This is a genomic window from Martelella lutilitoris (assembly GCF_005924265.1).
In the GTDB taxonomy this organism is placed as follows: Bacteria; Pseudomonadota; Alphaproteobacteria; order Rhizobiales; family Rhizobiaceae; genus Martelella; species Martelella lutilitoris.
The window spans coordinates 65,232-86,390 of sequence record NZ_VCLB01000008.1; the positions used below are offsets into that span (position 1 = coordinate 65,232).

Genomic DNA, 21,159 nt, shown 5'->3' on the forward strand with positions numbered 1-21,159 from the left:
ATGGACCCGGCCCGATGGCCGGGTCTTTTGGTTTCCAGAGACGAAACCTCAGTGCGGGAATGCCGTCGAAATCGCCACCAGTCCGAAACCGATCAGGATGCCGCCGGAAATACGCGCCACCCAGCGGGCGAATTCCCTCGGCAGCCGATGACGGATGACGGCGACGAGGCCGCTCAGAAATATCCACCAGAGAAGCGATCCGGCGAATACGCCTGCGACCACAATCGCCGGTGCAATGCCGCCGCCGGCATCGGCAAGGCCGAAACCGGCAAAGATGGCGACGAAGGAGAGGATCGTTGCCGGGTTGGCGATGGTCAGAGCAATGGTGCGCGCCAGGTCGCCTCTGCCCGCCTTGTCAGGCGCAGGATCCGCGCCGGTCTTGCGCATTTCGCGCCAACCGAGAAAGATCAGGAAGGCGCCGCCGAACAGCGCCAGCGGCGTCGAGATGGTCGCGAGCGCGGCAGAGAATGCAGCAAAGCCCAGCGCCGCGGCAGCGCCATAGGAAGCGTCCGCCAGGGCCGTCCCCAGCCCACCGGCGACGCCAGCCCAGAAACCGCGGGTGAGCGAGCGGTTGATGCAGAGCGCCCCGATCGGCCCGACGGGTGCGGCAATGGCAAGGCCGACGAGGAGCGACTTGAAAAACAACGCAAAAATCATCAAAGGCCTCCATCATCCCGGAAAGAGCGCTCGCGGACGGTGGAGAGCGCAATCGACGTCTCGCTCGCGGCCATATGACCATCCCGTTTCAATTCGCCGAGGAACGGCTCGACGTCGCCGAGAACGGCAAACCGCAGTTTCAGAAGATAAGACCAGCGGCCCGAGACATGGTGGCATTCCAGCACATCGGGATGACGCGCCATGGCCCTGCGGAAGGCGTCCTCATCGGCTTCGGGCGCAAGCAGAACCTGCGCAAACACCAGCACGCTTTCATCCAGCGCCCGGTGACTGACCTCGACGGTGAAGCGCCGGATCACGCCAGTCGCCTGAAGTTTGCGTACGCGCTCGTTGACGGCTGACGGCGAAAGACCGACGGCCGCGCCGATATCAGCGAGCGAGCGCCGCGCGTCCGCGCCAAGCAGATTGATGATGCTGCGATCCGTCCGATCCATGGCGACCTCGTCTCTTCAATGGCGTAAGCGTTGCCATGACGAAGGTGTGCCTGCAACAAAATCTCATGCAAACAGCAAAAAGGACCGCATAATTTGCGGTCCTCAACGAAACTTCCTTAAAATTTACAGCAGACGCAGCGCAACCGGCTCAGTGCGCGGCTTCGCGCGCCTTCGCCAGCTCGGCGAGGTCTGCGGCCTTGAGCTCGACGGATTCGCCGCAGCCGCAGGCCGATGTCTCGTTCGGGTTCTTGAACACGAAGCCGGTGCGCAATTTCGTCACTTCGAAATCCATGACCGTGCCGAGCAGGTAGAGCGAGGCTGCGGGGTCGACCCACACGGTTGCGCCGTTGAGCGCTACATGGTCGTCCTTGTCGGCGATCTTTTCGGCGGTGACCAGATCCACGGCATATTCCATGCCCGCGCAGCCGCCCTTCTTGATCGAGACGCGGATACCGCGCGCATCCGGCCCGGAATTGGCGACGATCTCGTTGACGCGGTTTGCTGCCGCTTCGGTCAGCGTGATGACTTGAAAGCCCATTTCATTCTCCATCAACATCCGGGTTCAAGGCCCAGCGTTCGGATTGATTGCATCAGGACAATCGGCCGGCGTCAATACCAGCCGACGGCGATCTTTGCTTCCTCGGACATGCGGTCCGGCGTCCATGGCGGGTCGAAGGTCATTTCCACCTCGACGCCGGAAACGCCCTCGACGGTGCTGACTGCGTTTTCCACCCAGGCCGGCATTTCGCCAGCCACCGGGCAGCCGGGCGCCGTCAGCGTCATGTCGATCTTCACCATGCGATCGTCATCGACATCGATCTTGTAGATCAGGCCGAGTTCGAAAATATCGGCCGGGATTTCCGGGTCATAGACCGTCTTCAGCGCGGAAACGATGTCGTCGGAGAGCCGTGCCAGTTCCTCGGGAGGAATGGAGGAGCCGGTCTCCGCCGATGCCGTTTCTGCATTTTCTTCAACACTCATGCCATTCTCCTGGGCTCAGGCAAAGAAGGTTCGCGCGTAATCGAGCGCCTCGACAAGGGCGTCCACTTCCGCGCGGGTATTGTAAAGGCCGAACGAGGCCCGGCAGGTCGATGTCACGCCAAACCGTGTCAGAAGCGGCTGGGCGCAATGGGTGCCGGCGCGCACCGCGACCCCGCGCCGGTCGATGATCGTCGAGATATCGTGGGCATGCACGCCTTCGATGGCGAAGGAAAAGATGCTGCCCTTCCGCTTGGCATTGCCAATCACCCTCAGCGCGTTCACATGTGAAAGCTGCTCGCGCGCGTAAGCCGTCAAATCCGCCTCGTGCGCGGCTATCGCCGCGCGGCCCACGCCTTGCATATAGTCAAGGGCAGCGCCCAGTCCAATAGCCTGCACGATCGGCGGCGTACCGGCCTCGAAGCGATGCGGCGGCTCGGCATAGGTAACGCGGTCCTCGAACACATCGGAGATCATCTCGCCGCCGCCCTGGAACGGACGCATGTCCGACAGCCGGTCGAACTTGCCGTAGAGCACGCCGATGCCCGAGGGGCCATAAAGCTTGTGGCCGGTCATCACATACCAGTCACAATCGATATCGCGCACATCGACCGGCAGGTGAACGGCGCCCTGCGACCCGTCGACCAGCACCGGTATGTCGCGCTCATGCGCAAGCCGGGTCACTTGTCTGACGTCGACAATGGTGCCGAGCGCGTTCGACATCTGGGTGATGGCGACCAGTTTCGTGCGTTCGGTCAGGCATTTCTCGAATTCGTCGATCAGAAATTCGCCATCCTCATCCACCGGCGCCCAGACCAGCTTCACGCCCTTGCGCTCGCGCAGGAAATGCCAGGGCACGATGTTGGAGTGGTGCTCCATGATCGAAATGACGATCTCGTCGCCCTCGCCGAGATGCTCCATCGCCCAGCCATAGGCGACCGTGTTGATCGCCTCGGTGGTGTTCCGGGTGAAGACGATCTCGTTGACCGAACCGGCATTGAGGAAGGCGCGCACCTTTTCGCGCGCGGCCTCATAGGCATCGGTTGCCGCATTGGAGAGAAAATGCAGGCCACGGTGCACATTGGCATATTCATGCGCATAGGCGTTGGAAATCGTGTCGATGACGACCTGCGGCTTCTGCGCCGAGGCGCCATTGTCGAGATAGACCAGCGGCTTTCCGTAGACCTCGCGGGAGAGGATCGGAAAATCCTGCCTTATCTTTTCGACGTCATAACCTTTAACCTGAGCATCCATAGCCCAAAACTCCGTCTGTGGCTTCCGCGCTTCAGAAACCGGAACCGCCGCCCCGCGAAGCGGGACGGCAAACTCAGCGGGCAGCGCCCCTATTCGTGCCGATCGAGCCAGTCGCTGATGATCGCCTCGACGGCCTCGGAAAGCTGCTCGTTCTCCAGTTCCTCGACAACCTCGGCGACGAAGGCATTGATCAGCAGGCCCTCGGCGACTTTTCGCGGAATACCGCGCGCCATCATGTAGTAGAGATGGTTCGGATCGATATCCGTCACCGTCGCGCCATGGCCGCACTGAACATCGTCGGCGAAGATCTCGAGCTCCGGCTTGGCCGAGAACGAACCGAAATCGCTCATCAGCAGCGTGTTGCAGCTCATCTTGGCGTCGACCTTCTGCGCATCGGGCGCCACCCGGATCAGCCCCTGGAACACGCCGCGCGCCTTGTCGAAGACGACATTGCGGACCGTTTCCGTCGAGGTCGTATTCGGCACATTGTGGCCGAGATCGAAGGTGATGTCGGTATGGCTCTCGCCGCCGAGCAGGTTGACGCCGCGCAGCATCAGGTCGGCGCCCTCGCCCTTCACGTCGCAATCGATCTCGTGGCGCACCAGCCTGCCGCCGGCATTGACGATCAGAAGCTTGAGCCTGGCGTTCTCGCCGAGTTCGATCCTGAGCTTGCCGAGATGGGTATCATCCGCGCCCTGCTGCTGCAGCACGACATAGGTGATCTCCGCATCCCTGCCGAGGACAAGCGATGTGAGCGTGCTGACGAGCGCCGCGGCAGCGCCCGGCGCGACGTGGCGCTCGACGAATGTGCCCTTCGTCTCCGCGCCGAAGGTGACGCGGTTGCGCGAATGCACCTGCCCGCCGCTGTGGACGGCCTGCAGTTCGACCGGCGTCTCGAGTGCGGTCCCTTCGGTAATGTCGATGATATAGCCGTCGCTCATCAGCGCGCCGTTGATCCGGCCGATGGCATCCTGCGCATAGGCAAGCTCCAGTCGCACCGAGTTGTCGCCGTTGGTCAGCGCTTCGGCTGTCGTGGTGCCGGAAAGCCCGTCGACCTGCGGCAGACGGCCCGCGCGGCCCTGCACCAGCGAAAGCATCGTGCTTTCGGCCAGAAGCGGCGGACGCGCGTTGACGGCCTCCCCCGCTTCCTCCGGCACGCTGCGCAGAAGGTTGCGCAGATCGGTGTAATGCCAGGCCTCGACGCGCCGTGTCGGCAGGCCGTTGGAGCGGAGATCGCCGGCAAGCCGGTCGCGCTCCATCGTCACCTCGGCATTGCCGGGCAGCGAGCCCGAAAGCCGGCCGAAGGAAGCCACAAGCGCCTCTTCCGCCGCTGTCAGCTTGATCTGTTTTTGCATGTTCATGGCGTCGTCTCCCGGCCTCAGGCCGCTTCGCCGATGATATCGGCGTAGCCATTGGCTTCGAGTTCGTGGGCAAGCTCCTTGCCGCCGGACTTGATGATCTGGCCCTTGTAGAGCACGTGAACCGTATCCGGCACGATATAGTCCAGCAGGCGCTGGTAGTGGGTGATGACCATGACCGAGCGATCCGGCGCTCTGAGCGCATTGACGCCGTCGGCAACGATCTTCAGCGCGTCGATGTCGAGACCCGAATCCGTTTCGTCCATGACGCAGAGCTTCGGCTCCAGCAGCGCCATCTGCAGGATTTCGGCGCGCTTCTTCTCGCCGCCGGAAAAGCCGACATTCAGCGGCCGCTTCAGCATCTCGAAATCGATCTTCAGTTCGGCCGCGCCTTCGCGCACCTTGCGAATGAAGTCGGGCGTCGAAAGCTCCGCCTCGCCGCGCGCCTTGCGCTGCTCGTTGATCGCCACCTTGAGGAACTGCATGGTGGCAACGCCCGGAATTTCGACCGGATACTGGAAGGCGAGAAACAGCCCCTTGGCGGCGCGCTCGGCGGCATCGAGTTCCAGAATGTTTTCGCCGTTATAGATGACCTCGCCCTCGGTCACTTCGTAGTCCTCGCGACCGGCCAGGATATAGGAGAGCGTCGATTTGCCGGAGCCGTTCGGCCCCATGATCGCGGCAACCTCGCCATCGGCAATGGTCAGGTTCAGACCCTTGATGATCTCCGTGCCGTCCTCGGCGATGCGTGCGTGCAGGTTCTTGATTTCAAGCATTTTTCGTTTCCTTCACAAGGCGACGGCTCTGTCCTACATCCCGGCAAGACCGGAGGCGGTCGCTGTCAATCTTCTCAAGGGCGCGGCGTCACTGCCGCTGCTCCATCTAATTCTGAGTCATCCTCGTGCTCGGCCCGAGGATCCAATCTTTTCTCGCCACCAACTCTGCGGCTCAACGCTGTTACCCATGGATCCTCGGGTCGAGCCCGAGGATGACGCCGCATGTGGGGCAAGGTAAGCGGTCAACGGCAAGGAGCGTGACAAACCACCGATCGGCTCAGTTAGCCAACGCTTCCTTCCAGCGAAATCCCGATCAGCTTCTGCGCCTCGACGGCAAATTCCATCGGCAGTTCCTGGATGACCTCGCGCACGAACCCGTTGACGATCAGCGCGATCGCCTCTTCTTCTGGAATGCCGCGCTGCATGCAGTAGAACAGCTGGTCCTCGGAAATCTTCGAGGTGGTGGCCTCGTGCTCGAAGCGGGCGGATGCATTGCCGGCCTCGATATAGGGCACCGTATGGGCGCCGCATTTGTCGCCGATCAGCAGGCTGTCGCACTGGGTGAAGTTGCGCGCGTTTTCGGCCTTGCGGTGGGCCGAAACCTGGCCGCGATAGGTGTTGTTGGAAAAGCCCGCCGAAATGCCCTTGGAGATGATGCGGCTCGAGGTGTTCTTGCCGAGATGGATCATCTTGGTGCCGCTGTCGATCTGCTGATGGCCGTTGGAAACGGCAATCGAGTAGAACTCGCCGCGCGAATTGTCGCCGCGCAGGATGCAGGACGGGTATTTCCAGGTGATCGCCGAGCCGGTCTCGACCTGCGTCCAGGAGATCTTGGAATTGTCGCCCCGGCAATCGCCGCGCTTGGTGACGAAGTTGTAGATGCCGCCCTTGCCTTCCTTGTCGCCCGGGAACCAGTTCTGGACGGTGGAATACTTGATCTCCGCATCATCCAGCGCGATCAGCTCGACAACGGCGGCGTGAAGCTGGTTCTCATCGCGTTGCGGCGCCGTGCAGCCTTCCAGATAGGAGACGTAGGCCCCCTCCTCGGCGATGATCAGCGTGCGCTCGAACTGGCCGGTGTTCTTCTCGTTGATGCGGAAATAGGTCGAAAGCTCCATCGGGCAGCGAACGCCCTTGGGAACGAAGACGAAGGACCCATCGGTAAAGACGGCCGAGTTCAGCGCGGCGTAGAAATTGTCGCCCTGGGGAACGACCGAGCCCAGATATTTCTTCACCAGATCCGGATATTCGCGCATCGCCTCGGAGATCGACATGAAGATCACGCCGGCCTTGGCGAGTTCCTTCTTGAAGGTGGTAACGACCGAGACCGAGTCGAACACGGCGTCGACGGCAACACGGCTTTTCGGCTGGTGCTGCTTCTCCTGCACGCCGGCAAGGATTTCCTGTTCCTGCAGCGGAATGCCGAGCTTCTCATAGGTCGCCAGCAGTTCTGGATCGACTTCGTCCAGCGTCTTCGGTCCGGTGACCGATTTCGGCGCGGCATAATAATAGAGATCGTTGAAATCGATTTTCGGGTAGTTCACCCGCGCCCAGCTCGGCTCTTCCATGGTGAGCCAGCGGCGATAGGCCTGCAGACGCCATTCCAGCATCCAGTCCGGCTCGTTCTTCTTGTGGGAAATGAAACGGATGATGTCTTCGGACAGGCCCTTGGGCGCCTTGTCCACCTCAATCATCGTTTCGAAACCGTATTTATACTGATCGACGTCGATCTCGGCGACCTGATCGACGGTTTCCTTAACGGCAACCATATGTTCACTCCACTCATGACCGGGTTCAAGGCCCGGCGGTTTAACGTGTACCAAAGCGGCTATACCGCCTTATGTAGTCAAAGCGAACGGGATTTGCACCCCGTTTCGCTTGCGTTTTGTCAAATCTTCAGGCGGCGGCGCCTGCCTGTTTGCGGCGCCCGGCAATCTTCGCGAATGCCGCAATCGCCCGGTCGATGTCGGCCTCGGTCGTGTCCCAGCCAAGCGAGATACGCAGCGCGCCGAGACGCGGATCGCGCCCCATCGCTTTCAGCACATGGCTTTCGCCAACCTTGCCCGACGAACAGGCGGAGCCCGCCGAAAGCGCGATGCCTTCCAGATCGAAGGCAATCTGCCCGGTTTCCGCCTTCAGCCCCGGCAGGGTGAAGGCGGTGGTGTTGGGCACGCGGTCGCCACTGTCGCCATGGATGATGACGTCCGGCGCGGCAGTCCGCATGCCGGCCTCCAGCCGGTCGCGAAGCGCGGCGATCCTCGCATTACGCTCGGAGAGATCGCTGGCGGCAAAGGCGGCCGCTGCGCCAAACCCGGCGATACCGGGAATATTCTCCGTGCCCGAACGGTGGCCCTTCTCGTGCCCGCCACCGCGTATGAGCGGCGTTGGCATCAGCGTTTCGCCGCGGGAGACCAACGCGCCCGCCCCTTTCGGCCCGCCGATCTTGTGGGCGGAGACGATCAGGAAATCCGCTTCCAGCGCCTCGAGCGAGACGGGTATGCGGCCGACCGCCTGCACGGCATCGACCACCAGAAGGCCGCCATGAGCATGCACGATCTTCGCCGCTTCGGCGACGGGCTGAAGAATGCCGGTCTCGCTGTTTGCCAGCATGATTGCGACCATCGGCAGGCCCGCATCGGCGTCATGTCTACGAAGCAAGTCTTCCAGCGCATCCAGCCTGACGACGCCATCGGAACTGACCGGGATTTCCGTGCGCATGTCCGCAGGGAACCGACCGCCCTCATGGACAGCCGGATGTTCGATGGCCGAGACATAAAGTCCGCCGAGGCGAACCGGGCTCCGCCCCATGCGGAAATCCGGCGTCAGAACGGTATTCGCCGCCTCGGTCGCGCCAGCGGTGAAGACGACATGGGCGGGATCGGCGCCGACCAGTTCGGCCACCTGGCGACGGGCCTTCTCGATCGCGGCGCGGGCGGCGCGGCCCTCGCGATGAACAGATGACGGATTGCCGGCAAGATCCAGCCCCTCGAGCAGCGCGTCGCGCGCTTCCGGCAGAAGCTTCGCGGTCGCATTCCAGTCGAGATAGATCCTCTCAGTGCTCATATCGCCCCTAATTCGGCAGGCAATGGCGGCCTGCGACGCATTTTCCTTGAAATCCTTACGCGGCTTGCCCTATTTGAGCGCAGAACGAAATGACTTCTATTTTCGAACAATTCTAAACTGCTTGTAGGAAAGCTGAGCCAATTAGTCAAGTCAACGGGACTTGCGCAAGCGGTACGGAAAGTTTGAACCGATTTTTCCGGAGAGCCAATGCCTGAAGTGATTTTCAACGGTCCGGCCGGTCGCCTTGAAGGCCGCTACCAGCCGTCCAAGGAGAAGAACGCCCCGATCGCCATCGTTCTGCATCCGCATCCGCGTTTTGGCGGGACGATGAACAACCCGATCGTCTACGAGCTCTTCTACATGTTCCAGAAGCGCGGCTTCACCACGCTGCGCTTCAACTTCCGCGGCATCGGCCGCAGCCAGGGCGAATTCGACCACGGCTCGGGCGAGCTTTCGGATGCGGCGGCGGCGCTCGACTGGGTGCAGAGCCTGCATCCTGATTCGAAGACCTGCTGGGTCGCCGGCTATTCCTTCGGCTCGTGGATCGGCATGCAGCTTTTGATGCGCCGTCCGGAAATCGAGGGCTTCATGTCGATCGCGCCGCAGCCGAACATCTACGACTTCTCCTTCCTCGCTCCCTGCCCCTCCTCCGGCCTCATCATCCATGGCGATGCCGACAAGGTGGCGCCGCCACGCGACGTCAACGGCCTGGTGGAAAAGCTGAAGACCCAGAAGGGCATCCTGATCACCCAGAAGACGGTGACGGGCGCGAACCACTTCTTCTCCGGCAAGAACGAGGACCTGCTCGCCGAATGCGAGGACTATCTCGACCGCCGCCTCGATGGCGAACTGGTGCCGGAGCCCGCGCCGAAGCGTATTCGGTAAGCCGCAATAAAGTAGATGCGTGAAGCGGCCTGGCCTTTCCCGGCCGTTCGCATCTCAACGAGCGGCAACCATCTCGAAGCTGGTACAGACAATTCCTTTGATGGTCAGCGGCGCAATCTCGCGCATTCCGATTTTCCGCAGAACAGCAACCGAGGCCGTGTTTTCCGGCACGGCGAAGGCGATAAAGCGGTCGTCCAGGTCCTCTTCGAAAAACCACCGGGCGAGCCGTGCAGCCGCTTCCGTCGCATAGCCCTTGCCCCATTCGGCGCGGATGATCGTATAGCCAAGCTCGGCAACGCCATGTGTTTCTTCGAAGCCGAAGCCGGCGCGCCCGAGAAAGGCGCCATCCGAATTCCGGGTCAGCTTGAACTTGCTGTAGCCCTTGTCGGCAAATGTCTGGCGCCATTTGGCAATCTCGGATGTGGCATAGGCCTCGCTCCACACCATACCGTCGCGAAACAGATAACGTTCTCCTTCCGGGTCTGAATGAAGGCCTGCCAGCAAGGCCGCGTCATCCGGAGCGAAAACGGAGAATGAAAGGCGTTCGCTTTCAGTGACTGGCGCGTCCGCCATGGGCTGTGACATGATCACTCCGTTCGAAACCTCTCAGGGCAAGTGGCGATGAGATATGTTCATAAATACAGGTTGTTTATAAGCTGGATCATCATCAATGCGTTGCTTCCTTACATCTTTCACGAATGGCACCTCGTCACCATCGAAAATGCTATGTACCTGTCTCCGATTATCATGATCGTCCTTCAGGTTCTCAACCTTGTTTTCCTGCGCGAAAACAGGCTGCTGCTCGTGCTTACGATATTGCTGAACCTGTTTGGCTTCGTGATGGTCGGGTACTTTTCAATCGTCTATGCGATCTACCCGCTCATCACCGTGGTCTTGCTGCCTCTCGTTTGAGAGCGACCGTTCGCAAACAGGTGCACAAACACAAAAAACCGTGCTAAAGCCCGCGCGTCCGCAATTCAGCAATCGAAGATAGATCCATGTCGAAGTTCAAATCCGAGTTCCTGCACACGCTCACCGAGCGCGGTTTCGTCCATCAGATTTCCGATGAGACCGGCCTTGATGACCTTCTGGCCAAGGAGCAGGTGACGGCCTATATCGGCTTCGACCCGACGGCGCCATCGCTCCATGCCGGTTCGCTGATCCAGATCATGATGCTGCACTGGTTCCAGAAGACCGGCCACCGGCCGATCTCGCTGATGGGCGGCGGCACGGGCATGGTCGGCGACCCGTCCTTCAAGGACGAGGCGCGCAAGCTGATGACAGTCGACATGATCGAGGAAAATATCGCCTCCATCCAGCGGGTCTTCGCCAACTACATCGACTACGACCGGGCCGAAAGTCCGGCCCTTATGATCAACAATGCCGACTGGCTGCGCGGTATCAACTACCTCGAATTCCTGCGCGATGTCGGCCGCCACTTTTCGGTCAACCGCATGCTCTCCTTCGAGAGCGTGAAGACGCGGCTTGACCGCGAGCAGTCGCTGTCCTTCCTCGAATTCAACTACATGATCCTGCAGGCCTATGACTTCGTCGAGCTCTACCGGCAGACCGGCTGCCGGCTGCAGATGGGCGGCTCCGACCAGTGGGGCAATATCGTCAACGGCATCGATCTCGGCCACCGCATGGAAACGCCGCAGCTTTACGCCCTGACGGCGCCGCTTTTGACGACATCATCGGGCGCCAAGATGGGCAAATCGGCAAACGGTGCCGTCTGGCTCAATCCGGACATGCTTTCAGCCTATGATTTCTGGCAGTTCTGGCGCAATACGGAAGACGCCGATGTCGGCCGCTTCCTGAAGCTCTACACGACGCTGCCGATGGACGAGGTTGCGCGGCTTTCAGCGCTTGGCGGTTCTGAGATCAACGAGGTGAAGAAGATCCTCGCCACCGAGGTGACGGCCATGCTGCACGGTCGCGCTGCCGCTGACGAGGCGGCGGAGACGGCGCGCAAGACCTTCGAGGAAGGCGCGCTTGCCGAAAACCTCCCGACCATCGAAGTCGGCAAGGCGGACATCGACGCCGGGATCGGCATCCTCACGCTTCTGGTGCAGGCAGGTCTTGCCGGCTCCAACGGCGAGGCCCGTCGCCATATCAAGGGCGGCGCGGTGAAGCTCAACGACAAGGGCGTCTCCGACGAGCGCATGGCCGTTGACGCAGACGCCGTCACCGAAGACGGCGTGATCAAGCTCTCGCTCGGCAAAAAGAAGCACATCCTCGTCAAGCCTGCCTGAGGGCGGCATCGGAAAGCAAAGGGCCCGCCGCGAAGATGGGCCTCACTGCCCGCGCTTCTGCAAGGGTTGCGTCCGGACCGATTATAGACGGGCCTGTCCTCACACCCTGCGTCATCCTCGTGCTTGAAACGAGGATCCAGGCCGCGCGGTAAAAGCTCGCCAAGAGTCTTGACCAATTCAGTCGCCAAGTCGCCTGGATGCTCGGATCAAGTCCGAGCATGACCCCGTGGGGACGGCCCGAAGAGGTTCCAACCTGCGTTTCCAGGGCTTTCCCAACGAAAAAGCCCGCCAGAGCGGCGGGCTTCTAAGACATCCAAAATCAATCAGCCTCAGCCGACGATCTCGGTTTCGGAGAACCAGAAGGCGATTTCGCGCGCTGCGGTTTCCGGAGCGTCGGAGCCGTGGACCGAATTCTCGCCCATGGACAGCGCGAAGGTCTTGCGGATCGTGCCTTCGTCGGCCTTTTCCGGGTTGGTCGCGCCCATGATCTCGCGGTTCTTCAGAACGGCGTTTTCGCCTTCCAGAACCTGAACGACGGTCGGGCCGGAGCACATGAATTCGACGAGCTCACCGAAGAACGGGCGCTCCTTGTGCTCGGCATAGAAGGCTTCCGCATCGCGCTTTGCCATCCACACGCGCTTCGAGGCGACGACGCGGAGGCCGTTTTCCTCGAATACCTTGGTGATGGCGCCGGTCAGGTTGCGCTTGGTGGCATCGGGCTTGATCATCGAAAAAGTGCGTTCAATCGCCATATCATTCGTCCTCTGGCAAATTTCGTTTCGGGAAATTTGGCCGGTGTATAGAGGTGTTTGACGCAAAATGGAAGCATGTCCGGGAGCGGAATCTGCCGGAACGCATGGCAATTTCAGCCTTTCTCGACGAATTCGAGGCACCGCTCGAACCAGTGTGCCACCGGGTCATTCGGGTCAAGCAGGCCGGTATTGCCGGTCAGCGCCGCCCACTGGAAGGCGCAGAAGACGATATAATCGGCGAAAAGCGGCTCGTTTCCACCAATAAAAGGTTGGAATTTCAGCATGTTGCGGATCGGCGTGCACTTTTCGGGAAAGGCCGCGATCTCCGCCTCTCGCCCCGTCACCACTTCCTCCAGCGTCGCGCCGAGGCGGGCCTCGCGGCTTTCCCGGAAATAGGCCTGATCCACCGGCGAGAGCATGTCGTGAATATGTTTGACAGCAATGCGCGTCACGGCCGGATGCAGCGTCGAAAGTGCCCAGGCCTCGACAAAGCGCGCCATCGCCATCCCGCCCTTTCCCGAAAACAGTGACGGCCGGTCCGGATAGGCCTGCTCCAGGTAGATGGCGATCGCGAAACTGTCTGAAATCAGCCGGTCGCCGTCCCGCAGGATCGGCACGATCTTGGAGAACCCGTTCTCGAGCTTCGGGATTTCGGTAAAGCCGACCGGCTTCTCCTCGAAATCCAGTCCCTTGTGTCTCAACGCCAGAACAACCTTCCAGCAATGCGGCGAAAAGGGCGCCGTCCCATCGGCGCCGCGAAGCGAATAGAGGATTCGGCTCATGGCATGACTCCTTGTTGTTGCTAGGCAGAATGTGCCGCACTGCAAAAAGTTTCAAGAGACGCGCAGGCAACCATGGCCAGCGTAGTATGTGCATAATACCTGTGCGCCGGCCAATGCTGCTAGAATTGAGCCTCGTCATTTTTAAGGAGGAAGAAATGGCAGCGAAGAAGATCCTGATGATCACCGGCGACTTTACCGAGGACTACGAGACCATGGTGCCGTTCCAGACCCTGCTCGCGGTCGGCCACACGGTTGATGCGGTCTGCCCGGGCAAGAAGGCTGGCGATACGGTCCCGACCGCGATCCACGATTTCGAGGGCGACCAGACCTATTCGGAAAAGCCCGGCCATCGTTTCGCCCTGACTGCGGATTTCGAGGCGACCGACCCTGCGGCCTATGACGCGCTTGTGATCCCTGGCGGGCGGGCGCCGGAATATCTGAGGCTTGACCAGCGGGTTCTCGACCTGGTGAAGCATTTCTTCGAGGCGAACAAGCCGGTCGCCGCGATCTGCCATGGCGCGCAGATCCTCGCCGCCGCCGATGTGCTGAAGGGCCGTCAATGCTCCGCCTACCCGGCCTGCGCGCCCGAGGTGAAGCTTGCCGGCGGCGCCTATGCCGACATCGCCGTCACAGAAGCCGTGACGGACGGCAACCTCGTCACCGCTCCGGCATGGCCGGCCCACCCGGCCTGGCTTGCACAGTTCATGAAGCTTCTCGACGCCTGAAATGCCCAGGCCGGCGCGACGCTATCCCTTTGACGCGCGCCGGCCTATACTGGCCAACGGGAGAACAGGGAGGAAACCATGTGCAGACTGTTCATCGAGGCTGATCCGTCGCTTTGGGAGAGCGCCACGCGCTCGATCCGTATCGACGGCATGGTAACGAGCGTCAGGCTGGAAAATTTCTTCTGGAACGTGCTTGCCGAAATCGGCGGCCGCGACGGGCTGGCCACCACGCAATTGATCGCAAAACTCTATCACGAAGCCCTCGAGGCTGGTCACGACAGCGGCAATTTCACCTCGTTCCTGAGGGTTTGTTGCGGGCGCTACCTCGCGCTTCAGCTTTCCGGCGAGATTCCGAGCGGGCTGCCGATCGCCAGGCTCGACGCGCTTTCAATCCTTGAGCGCGAAAAAGAACGCCGCCGCGCCGTGGCATGAGACGATCCATCAGGCCGGCTGATATCCGCCATCGCATGTTTTCATGATGCGAACAACCAGGCTTGCACTATGATCGGGTCCTCCGTTCATCGCCACGCAAGAGCAGACCCAATGTTGCAGCACTACCGCATGTTCGCCGCCTATAACGCCTGGGCCAATGCCTTGGTCTATGACGCGGCGGCGGGCCTTTCCGACGACGAACGCAAGCGCGATCTCGGCGCCTTCTTCCGCTCGGTCCACGCTACGCTCAACCATGTGCTTTACGCCGATCGGGTCTGGATGACCCGGTTTGAGGGCGGGGATACGGGTCCGGTCAAACTCGACACCATCCTGCACGATGATTTCGAAACGCTGCGGGAAGACCGCGCACGTGAGGACCGCAAGATCATCGCCTTCATCGACGGCATGGACGAGGCCCGGATCGCCGGCACGTTTTCCTATCAGCGCGGCGATCCGCCGGAAAGCCACACCGACCGGTTCGAGAAGACGCTCGCGCATTTCTTCAACCACCAGACCCATCATCGCGGCCAGGCGCACGCCATGCTGACCATGCTCGGCCAGCCATCGCTGGCGATCGACCTCAGTTATTTCCTGAGAAGCGAAGGCGGACGTCCGTTCGCCTGAGGGCGCGGACGGCTCGCGCGCTCAAGCGGCGAACCAGCCCTCGACCTTTTTCCTGTCGGGCAGACCGCCGGCGTGAACGAGCCTGCCGTCGATGGCGACGCCGGGCGTCGACATAACGCCGGCCATGGCGATCTCCCTTGGATCGGTGACCTTTTCCAGGCTCACCGCGACGTGCCTCAGAGCCGCCGCCTCTTCCACCAGCTTCGCCGTTGCCTCGCAACGCTTGCAGCCGGGACCATAGATTTTTACCGAAACCATCATTGCCTCCCCAGCGCATCGGCCCGAAAACCGGAATTGATTTTCGGAAAGCATGATGCGTAGATTCAATATGCTAGAGCGTCCTTTGTGCGTCCGAATGGACGCACAAAGGACGCTCTAGAACAGTATGTTGAAAAGAAACCCGACCAGCAGGATGCCGGTGGCGACAACGCCGATGAACACGGCAATCAGACGAAGCGTCAGCACTTGGCGCAGGATGATCATCTCCGGCAGGCTCAGCGCGATTACGGACATCATGAAGGCAAGCACGGTGCCCAGCGCCGCGCCCTTGCCCAGCAGGGCCTCGACAATCGGCACCACCCCGGCGGCGTTCGTGTACATCGGGATGCCCACCAGCACGGCGGCGGGAACGCTCCACCAGGCATCCGCGCCCATGATATCGGTCATCAGCCGCTCCGGCACGTAACCGTGGATCAGTGCGCCCATGGCGATGCCGAGCAGGATCCACAGCCACACCCTGCCGACGATGTCCTTCAGGGCGGCGAGGCCGAGCCGGTATCGCTCCGTCATGGTCATACGGTCGTCATCGAGCGCGTCGGCGGCGTTCCCGCCAATATGGAGCTCGCGCACCCAGCCCTGCAGCCAGCCTTCCAGGTGCAGCCTGCCTATGACATAGCCGGCGACGATGGCGATCGCGAGCCCGAAGCCGAGATAGGTGAGCGCCACCGGCCAGCCGACGAGGCCGAAGAGCAGAACGAGCGCCACTTCATTGACCATGGGCGCTGCAATCAGGAAGGAAAATGTCACGCCGAGCGGAACGCCCGCCGAAACGAACCCGATGAAGAGCGGGACCGCCGAACAGGAACAGAACGGGGTGAGCACGCCAAGCCCGGCGGCAAGGCCATTGCCGACCCCCTCCGCCCGGCCGGCCAGGAGCGCGCGCGTCTTTTCCGGGCTGAAGAAGCTGCGGACAACGCCCATCGCAAAGACGATCAGCGCCAGCAGCATCAGCACCTTGGGAACATCATAGAAAAAGAATGCCAGGGCCTCCCCGGTATGGCTGGACCGCTCGACCGGCAGGAGCGACACAAGGAATTCGGCGAAAGGCTGGAGCACCCGGTAGACGCTCCACCAGACGATAAGCGCCGCGACCACCGCCGCATGCCAAAACCAATGCGGCCCTGAGGACGCTGGTTTTTCAACGGATATGCTCATGCCGCCCTCCTCTCATTTGCCTTCGCGCAAGCCACCGCGGCATGAAGCAAAGCCAAGGTTTCGGCATCAAGCGCCGGACTGAGGCGGTAGCGGACCCATTGCGCGTCGCGACGATCGACAACCAGGCCAGCCGCCTTCAGCACCGCCATATGCCGCGACATGCGCGACTGGCTTGCCCCGCAGTGGCGCATCAGGGCGCAGACGCAATGTTCTCCGCCGCCAGCGAGCATGCGCATCGCCGAAAGCCGCGTGGGTTCTGCAAGCGCCGAGAGAACATCAATGACCACCGCATCTTCCTCCTGTCGAAATGACTATCGCCTATGCGCATAAACGCATTTGCGTAGATATGCCTTGATCCCGGTCAATCGCTGCAGGCCCGGGCATCGAGCGGCAGAACGCCATCGCGTCTCCTCTCTTGCAAAACCGCACGGTTTCGGACAAAACCCCTGCCATGATCTCCATATCCGACCTTTCCGTCCGCATTGCCGGCCGCCTGCTCATCGAAAACGCTTCCGTCTCCATTCCCGATGGCATGAAGGCGGGGCTGGTCGGGCGCAATGGCGCGGGCAAATCGACGCTGTTCCGCGTGCTGACCGGCGCGCTTTCGCCGGAGACCGGCACGGTCTCGCTGCCGAAGAAGGCGCGCATCGGCCAGGTGGCGCAGGAGGCGCCAGGCACGGAAGATCCGCTGATCGACATCGTGCTGGCCGCCGATAAGGAACGCGCCGCACTGATGGCAGAGGCGGAAACCGCGACCGACGCGCACCGGATTGCCGAAATCCAGACACGGCTGGTCGATATCGACGCCCATTCGGCGGAAGCGCGGGCAGCCAGCATCCTCTCCGGACTCGGCTTTGACGAAGCGGCGCAGAAGCGTCCGGCATCGTCGTTCTCGGGCGGCTGGCGGATGCGCGTCGCCCTGGCAGCCGTGCTCTTCTCCGAGCCCGATCTGTTGCTGCTCGACGAGCCGACAAACTATCTCGACCTTGAGGGCACGCTGTGGCTGGAGGACTATATCCGTCGCTACCCCTACAGCGTCATCATCATCTCGCACGACCGCGACCTCTTGAACACGGCCGCGAACGCCATCATCCATCTCGACCAGAGGAAGCTCACCTTCTATCGCGGCTCCTACGACCAGTTCGAGCGGCAGAAGGCGGAGGCCGACGAGTTGCAGATGAAGGCGCGCGCCAAGAACGAGGCGCAGCGCAAGCACCTGCAAAGTTTCATCGACCGGTTCAAGGCCAAGGCCTCGAAGGCCCGCCAGGCGCAAAGCCGGGTCAAGGCGCTCGAAAAGATGGGCACGGTTGCCGCCGTGATCGAGGATCACGTCCAGGGCTTTTCCTTCCCGGAGCCGGAAAAGCAGCCCGCCTCCCCGATCATCGCCATCGAGGACGGGGCCGTCGGCTACACGCCCGGCCAGCCGATCCTCAGCGACATCAATCTGAGGATCGACAATGACGACCGGATCGCGCTGCTCGGCGCCAACGGCAACGGCAAGTCGACCTTCGCCAAGTTCATCTCCGGCCGGCTGAAGCCGGAATCGGGCACGCTGAAACTCGCGCCGCATCTTTCGACCGGCTTCTTCGCCCAGCACCAGATCGACGATCTCGTGCCGGATGAAAGTGCCGTTGCCCATGTGCGCAAGCTGATGCCGGGCGCGACCGAGCCGAAGGTGCGCGCCCGCGTGGCGCAGATGGGCCTGGCGACGGAAAAGATGGATACGCCGGCGCGTGACCTTTCCGGCGGCGAGAAGGCGCGGCTTCTGATGGGCCTTGCTGCCTTCCACGCGCCGAACCTGCTGATCCTCGACGAGCCGACCAACCACCTCGACATCGACAGCCGCAATGCGCTCGTGCGGGCGCTGAACGACTATCCCGGCGCCGTGATCCTGATCTCGCATGACCGACACCTGATCGAGGCGACGGTCGACCGGCTCTGGCTCGTCCATGACGGCACGGTCAAGGCCTATGACGGCGATCTGGAGGATTACCGCGACCTGATCATCTCCGGCGGCAGGAAGGCGCAGAAGGCAGAAACGCCAAATGCCGAGGCGCGGTCGAAATCCGTCCAGCGCAAGAGCGCCGCCGAACGCCGCGCCGCCCTTGCGCCCTTGAAGAAGAAGATCGATACGGCCGAGAAGAAGACAGCGAAGATCGAACAGATCATCGCCAGGCTCGACGCCGACCTCGCCGATCCCAAGCTTTATGAAAAGGCGCCGGAAAAGGCCAAGGTGATGATCCAGGCCCGCGCCAACGCGGCGGCAGAGCTTGCCAAGATCGAGGAAGAATGGCTTTCGCTCTCTGCACAGTATGAAGAGGCCATGGCCGACTGAGCATTCGCTCCGACCCGGCCATGCCTGAGCGCCGCGACCTTCGGCTACGGGCCTGAGGGCTGACCTGTTTTGGGGTGAAAGAAGACAATGCGCATGTCCTTCGTCATCCGATCCAGCCAGGGTTTCGGCAGGTGCTCGATCAGCATGCCATTCTGCACGACCGTGGAATAGCTGCAGACGACGCGATAACCGGGCGCTTCCCCCTCCGGCGTAGGCACGCTCTCGCGCAGTTCCCACCGCACGGCAACGCCATCGGCAAGATCCACCTGTCGGCTGATGCCGCCGCTGGAAAGATTGGCGCCGATATGGCGGGTATTCAGATCATCGACACCCGGCAATGGCCGCGGGCTCATGAAGCCGAAGAGCCGGTCATGCTGCAGGATATCCCGCCGCGCATAGGGCCAGACGAACTGTCGCAGGAAATGCTGATCGGCAAAATGGCGCGAACCGACCGGCGCCTGCAGGAAGCGCTTGACCAGAAGTCGCATCGGCGGCAAGGCGCCGGCCGTCGCGCCCCACAGCCCCGCGAGAAGCAATTCCGTATGGGTGAACCAGTCGCGAATGCCGTGAAACTGGCGACCGCTCTCCACCCACTCCCTGACGGTCTCGGCTTCCCGCGCGCTGATGAGGGAATCCGCATCGCGAAAGATCACGCGGTGCACGCCTTCATCGTCAAGGGCTGCGAAGCGCCACATGGGACCGGGCCAGCGCCTCATCTTCTGATCGGCGAAGATGACCTCGGCGCCGGCCTCTCTCAACTGCCTTATGGTGACACTGGGAACCGACTTGTCGACATAGAAGCGGCATGTCCAGTCGGGATAGACGCTCCCGCGCGCCCGCGCGTTCATCACCGCCGTTTCACAATAGCGCGGCCGGTCGCCGTAAAGCGAGAATGCGATGACGTTGCGTTCGCGCGTGGCCGCTGACGGCGGGGGCGGACGGACGGCGAGACGGGCCTCCGTCGGCGCGCCTCCGAAGATCTCGTCCCTGATCTCCAGCGCCCGGCAGCCATATTCGCCCGTCTTCCGGTCGTCCTTCTTTTCTCCCCAGGCATGGGACAGGGCGTCAAAGGCCACGAAGTTCCGGGGATCAAACGACAATGATCGCTCGGCGGCCTCGATCGCATCATCAAACGCTCCGAGCCGCAGATGGCAGACCGCAATGTTCGACCAGATCACGGGATTGTCCGGCTGGACGCCGGCGGCCGCGCGGGCGAACGCCAGCGCCTCGCCGTAATTGGCATAGTGGTAGGCGCGGTTATAACCTTCCCAGAACGACGACAATTGCTGTTTTACCGAGACAGCAGAGGGTATTCCGGTAACCAGGTTGCTCTGATAATCCATTGTCTCGCTGCAGCCTCCGAGGTAACCACCGCAGCAGCATAACAAAATGAAATATTAAATAAAGATTCCAGATTTATATTAGATATTTCTGATTATTACTTTCATAATCCGGATTTTACTTGTTAGGCCGGTCAGGCGCGCAGCCGCTCCGGGACGGCATCGGCCAGCGCGCGACCGGGCCTGATGCCGAGGCGATCCAGAACGGCGGCCATCAGCTTCGATTTGTTCATGGTGTAGAAGTGGAAATCGCCGACGCCGCGCGCGACAAGATCCTGCACCTGTTCGGCGGCAAGGTCGGCCGCCGCCTCGAAGCGCCCTTCCGGATCGTCATCCAGCCCCTCAAACCGGCGCTCGACAAAGGCCGGCACGCTTGCCCCGCACATGGCGGCAAAGCGCTTCAGTTGGGCAAGGTTCTGGATCGGCATGATGCCGGGCACGACGGGAATGGTGATTCCGGCGCGGCGCACCTCGTTCAGGTAGTCCTCGAACACATCATTGTCGAAGAAGAACTGCGTCAGCGCCCGGTCGGCGCCGTTATCCGCCTTGGCCTTGAGCATAGCGATATCGGCCGTTCGGTCCGCGCTTTCGGGATGCTTTTCCGGATAGGCGGAAACCGAAATATCGAAATCCTGATCGATGGCCTTGAGCGCCGAGACGAGCGCGGCCGCATTGGCGTAGCCGCCCGGATGCGGGCTGTAGGCCGTGCCGATGCCGCCGGGCGGGTCGCCTCTGAGCGCCACGAAACGGCGGATGCCGGCATCGCGGAAACGGCGGATCACATCATCCACCTCCCCCTTGCTGGCCTTCACAACAGTCAGATGCGAGGCTGTCGCAAGCCGGGTCTCATCCACGAGCCGCTTGACGGCGGCATAGGTCGGCGTCTGGCTGGTTGCGCCGGCGCCATAGGTCACCGACACAAAACCGGGGTCATAGGCAGAGAGTTCCTCGACGGAACGCCACCAACTGGCTTCCGCATCGACGCTTTTCGGCGGAAAGAACTCGAAGGAAAAATGGATCTGGCGCTGGCGCCCGCGCGTCTCGTTGCTGTCGGACATGG

Annotated in this window: 24 protein-coding genes; 7 read left to right on the top strand and 17 right to left on the bottom strand. The window is 61.7% G+C overall.

The window, feature by feature from the left end:
• Window positions 1–48: 48 nt before the first annotated feature.
• From FF124_RS14980 to FF124_RS15020, 9 genes are all read right to left on the bottom strand, one after another.
• Complete coding sequence (locus FF124_RS14980) at window positions 49–657, bottom strand: LysE family translocator (RefSeq protein WP_138749298.1); 609 nt, start codon at window positions 655–657, stop codon at window positions 49–51.
• Entirely contained in the window at window positions 657–1,109 is a 453-nt protein-coding gene (locus tag FF124_RS14985; RefSeq protein WP_138749299.1) for an Lrp/AsnC family transcriptional regulator, read from the bottom strand. The genes FF124_RS14980 and FF124_RS14985 overlap by 1 nt, the downstream gene beginning before the upstream one ends.
• Window positions 1,110–1,257: 148 nt before the next feature.
• Complete coding sequence (sufA, locus tag FF124_RS14990) at window positions 1,258–1,647, bottom strand: Fe-S cluster assembly scaffold SufA (RefSeq protein WP_138749300.1); 390 nt, start codon at window positions 1,645–1,647, stop codon at window positions 1,258–1,260.
• A gap of 71 nt (window positions 1,648–1,718) precedes the next feature.
• A complete protein-coding gene (locus tag FF124_RS14995; protein ID WP_138749301.1) occupies window positions 1,719–2,090 on the bottom strand; it encodes an SUF system Fe-S cluster assembly protein in 372 nt (123 codons plus the stop codon).
• A gap of 15 nt (window positions 2,091–2,105) precedes the next feature.
• On the bottom strand, window positions 2,106–3,341 hold the full coding sequence (locus tag FF124_RS15000) for a cysteine desulfurase (protein ID WP_138749302.1): 1,236 nt from the start codon (window positions 3,339–3,341) through the stop codon (window positions 2,106–2,108).
• Window positions 3,342–3,430: 89 nt separating this feature from the next.
• Window positions 3,431–4,702, bottom strand: coding sequence for a Fe-S cluster assembly protein SufD (gene sufD / locus FF124_RS15005; RefSeq protein ID WP_138749303.1), 1,272 nt, complete (start codon window positions 4,700–4,702; stop codon window positions 3,431–3,433).
• A 17-nt stretch (window positions 4,703–4,719) separates the two neighbouring features.
• Entirely contained in the window at window positions 4,720–5,475 is a 756-nt protein-coding gene (gene sufC / locus FF124_RS15010) for a Fe-S cluster assembly ATPase SufC (RefSeq protein WP_138749304.1), read from the bottom strand.
• Window positions 5,476–5,756: 281 nt separating this feature from the next.
• Window positions 5,757–7,244 (bottom strand): Fe-S cluster assembly protein SufB, encoded by a 1,488-nt coding sequence (gene sufB, locus FF124_RS15015; protein WP_138749305.1) that lies wholly within the window; start codon window positions 7,242–7,244, stop codon window positions 5,757–5,759.
• A gap of 127 nt (window positions 7,245–7,371) precedes the next feature.
• Complete coding sequence (locus FF124_RS15020; protein WP_138749306.1) at window positions 7,372–8,538, bottom strand: cysteine desulfurase family protein; 1,167 nt, start codon at window positions 8,536–8,538, stop codon at window positions 7,372–7,374.
• A gap of 207 nt (window positions 8,539–8,745) precedes the next feature.
• Here FF124_RS15020 and FF124_RS15025 point away from each other — a divergent pair, with 207 nt between their 5' ends.
• Window positions 8,746–9,423: an alpha/beta hydrolase gene (locus FF124_RS15025; RefSeq protein WP_138749307.1), complete on the top strand. Its 678-nt coding sequence runs from the start codon at window positions 8,746–8,748 to the stop codon at window positions 9,421–9,423.
• Window positions 9,424–9,477: 54 nt separating this feature from the next.
• Here the strand turns inward: FF124_RS15025 and FF124_RS15030 are convergent, their stop codons facing one another.
• Window positions 9,478–10,008 carry a GNAT family N-acetyltransferase gene (locus FF124_RS15030; protein WP_138749308.1) on the bottom strand — a complete coding sequence of 177 codons (531 nt, stop codon included), beginning with the start codon at window positions 10,006–10,008 and terminating at the stop codon, window positions 9,478–9,480.
• A gap of 36 nt (window positions 10,009–10,044) precedes the next feature.
• Here FF124_RS15030 and FF124_RS15035 point away from each other — a divergent pair, with 36 nt between their 5' ends.
• Both FF124_RS15035 and tyrS read left to right on the top strand, forming a co-directional pair.
• Entirely contained in the window at window positions 10,045–10,335 is a 291-nt protein-coding gene (locus FF124_RS15035; protein ID WP_138749309.1) for a hypothetical protein, read from the top strand.
• Between the two features lie 86 nt (window positions 10,336–10,421).
• Window positions 10,422–11,675 carry a tyrosine--tRNA ligase gene (gene tyrS / locus FF124_RS15040; RefSeq protein WP_138749310.1) on the top strand — a complete coding sequence of 418 codons (1,254 nt, stop codon included), beginning with the start codon at window positions 10,422–10,424 and terminating at the stop codon, window positions 11,673–11,675.
• Between the two features lie 329 nt (window positions 11,676–12,004).
• Here the strand turns inward: tyrS and ndk are convergent, their stop codons facing one another.
• Entirely contained in the window at window positions 12,005–12,427 is a 423-nt protein-coding gene (ndk, locus tag FF124_RS15045) for a nucleoside-diphosphate kinase (RefSeq protein WP_024709581.1), read from the bottom strand.
• Window positions 12,428–12,540: 113 nt separating this feature from the next.
• On the bottom strand, window positions 12,541–13,209 hold the full coding sequence (locus FF124_RS15050) for a glutathione S-transferase family protein (protein ID WP_138749311.1): 669 nt from the start codon (window positions 13,207–13,209) through the stop codon (window positions 12,541–12,543).
• A 155-nt stretch (window positions 13,210–13,364) separates the two neighbouring features.
• On the opposite strand from FF124_RS15050, the gene FF124_RS15055 reads away from it, so the two are divergent.
• The 3 genes from FF124_RS15055 to FF124_RS15065 all read left to right on the top strand — a co-directional run bounded on the left by FF124_RS15055 (window position 13,365) and on the right by FF124_RS15065 (window position 14,990).
• Entirely contained in the window at window positions 13,365–13,934 is a 570-nt protein-coding gene (locus FF124_RS15055; RefSeq protein ID WP_138749312.1) for a DJ-1/PfpI family protein, read from the top strand.
• Between the two features lie 78 nt (window positions 13,935–14,012).
• Window positions 14,013–14,366, top strand: coding sequence for a ribbon-helix-helix domain-containing protein (locus tag FF124_RS15060; RefSeq protein WP_138749313.1), 354 nt, complete (start codon window positions 14,013–14,015; stop codon window positions 14,364–14,366).
• Window positions 14,367–14,477: 111 nt separating this feature from the next.
• Complete coding sequence (locus FF124_RS15065) at window positions 14,478–14,990, top strand: DinB family protein (protein ID WP_138749314.1); 513 nt, start codon at window positions 14,478–14,480, stop codon at window positions 14,988–14,990.
• 21 nt (window positions 14,991–15,011) lie between these two features.
• Here FF124_RS15065 and FF124_RS15070 read toward each other — a convergent pair whose 3' ends face one another.
• From FF124_RS15070 to FF124_RS15080, 3 genes are all read right to left on the bottom strand, one after another.
• Window positions 15,012–15,248 (bottom strand): thioredoxin family protein, encoded by a 237-nt coding sequence (locus FF124_RS15070; protein WP_138749315.1) that lies wholly within the window; start codon window positions 15,246–15,248, stop codon window positions 15,012–15,014.
• Between the two features lie 117 nt (window positions 15,249–15,365).
• Entirely contained in the window at window positions 15,366–16,424 is a 1,059-nt protein-coding gene (locus FF124_RS15075; RefSeq protein ID WP_138749316.1) for a permease, read from the bottom strand.
• Complete coding sequence (locus FF124_RS15080; RefSeq protein WP_210237486.1) at window positions 16,421–16,705, bottom strand: ArsR/SmtB family transcription factor; 285 nt, start codon at window positions 16,703–16,705, stop codon at window positions 16,421–16,423. Before FF124_RS15080 ends, FF124_RS15075 begins: the two co-directional genes overlap by 4 nt.
• Window positions 16,706–16,875: 170 nt before the next feature.
• Between FF124_RS15080 and FF124_RS15085 the strand changes: the two genes are divergently transcribed.
• A complete protein-coding gene (locus FF124_RS15085; RefSeq protein WP_138749318.1) occupies window positions 16,876–18,759 on the top strand; it encodes an ABC-F family ATP-binding cassette domain-containing protein in 1,884 nt (627 codons plus the stop codon).
• Between the two features lie 44 nt (window positions 18,760–18,803).
• Here FF124_RS15085 and FF124_RS15090 read toward each other — a convergent pair whose 3' ends face one another.
• Window positions 18,804–20,102, bottom strand: coding sequence for a tetratricopeptide repeat protein (locus tag FF124_RS15090; RefSeq protein ID WP_138749319.1), 1,299 nt, complete (start codon window positions 20,100–20,102; stop codon window positions 18,804–18,806).
• Between the two features lie 131 nt (window positions 20,103–20,233).
• Window positions 20,234–21,157: a methylenetetrahydrofolate reductase [NAD(P)H] gene (metF, locus tag FF124_RS15095; RefSeq protein WP_138749320.1), complete on the bottom strand. Its 924-nt coding sequence runs from the start codon at window positions 21,155–21,157 to the stop codon at window positions 20,234–20,236.
• Between the last annotated feature and the right edge of the window lie 2 nt (window positions 21,158–21,159).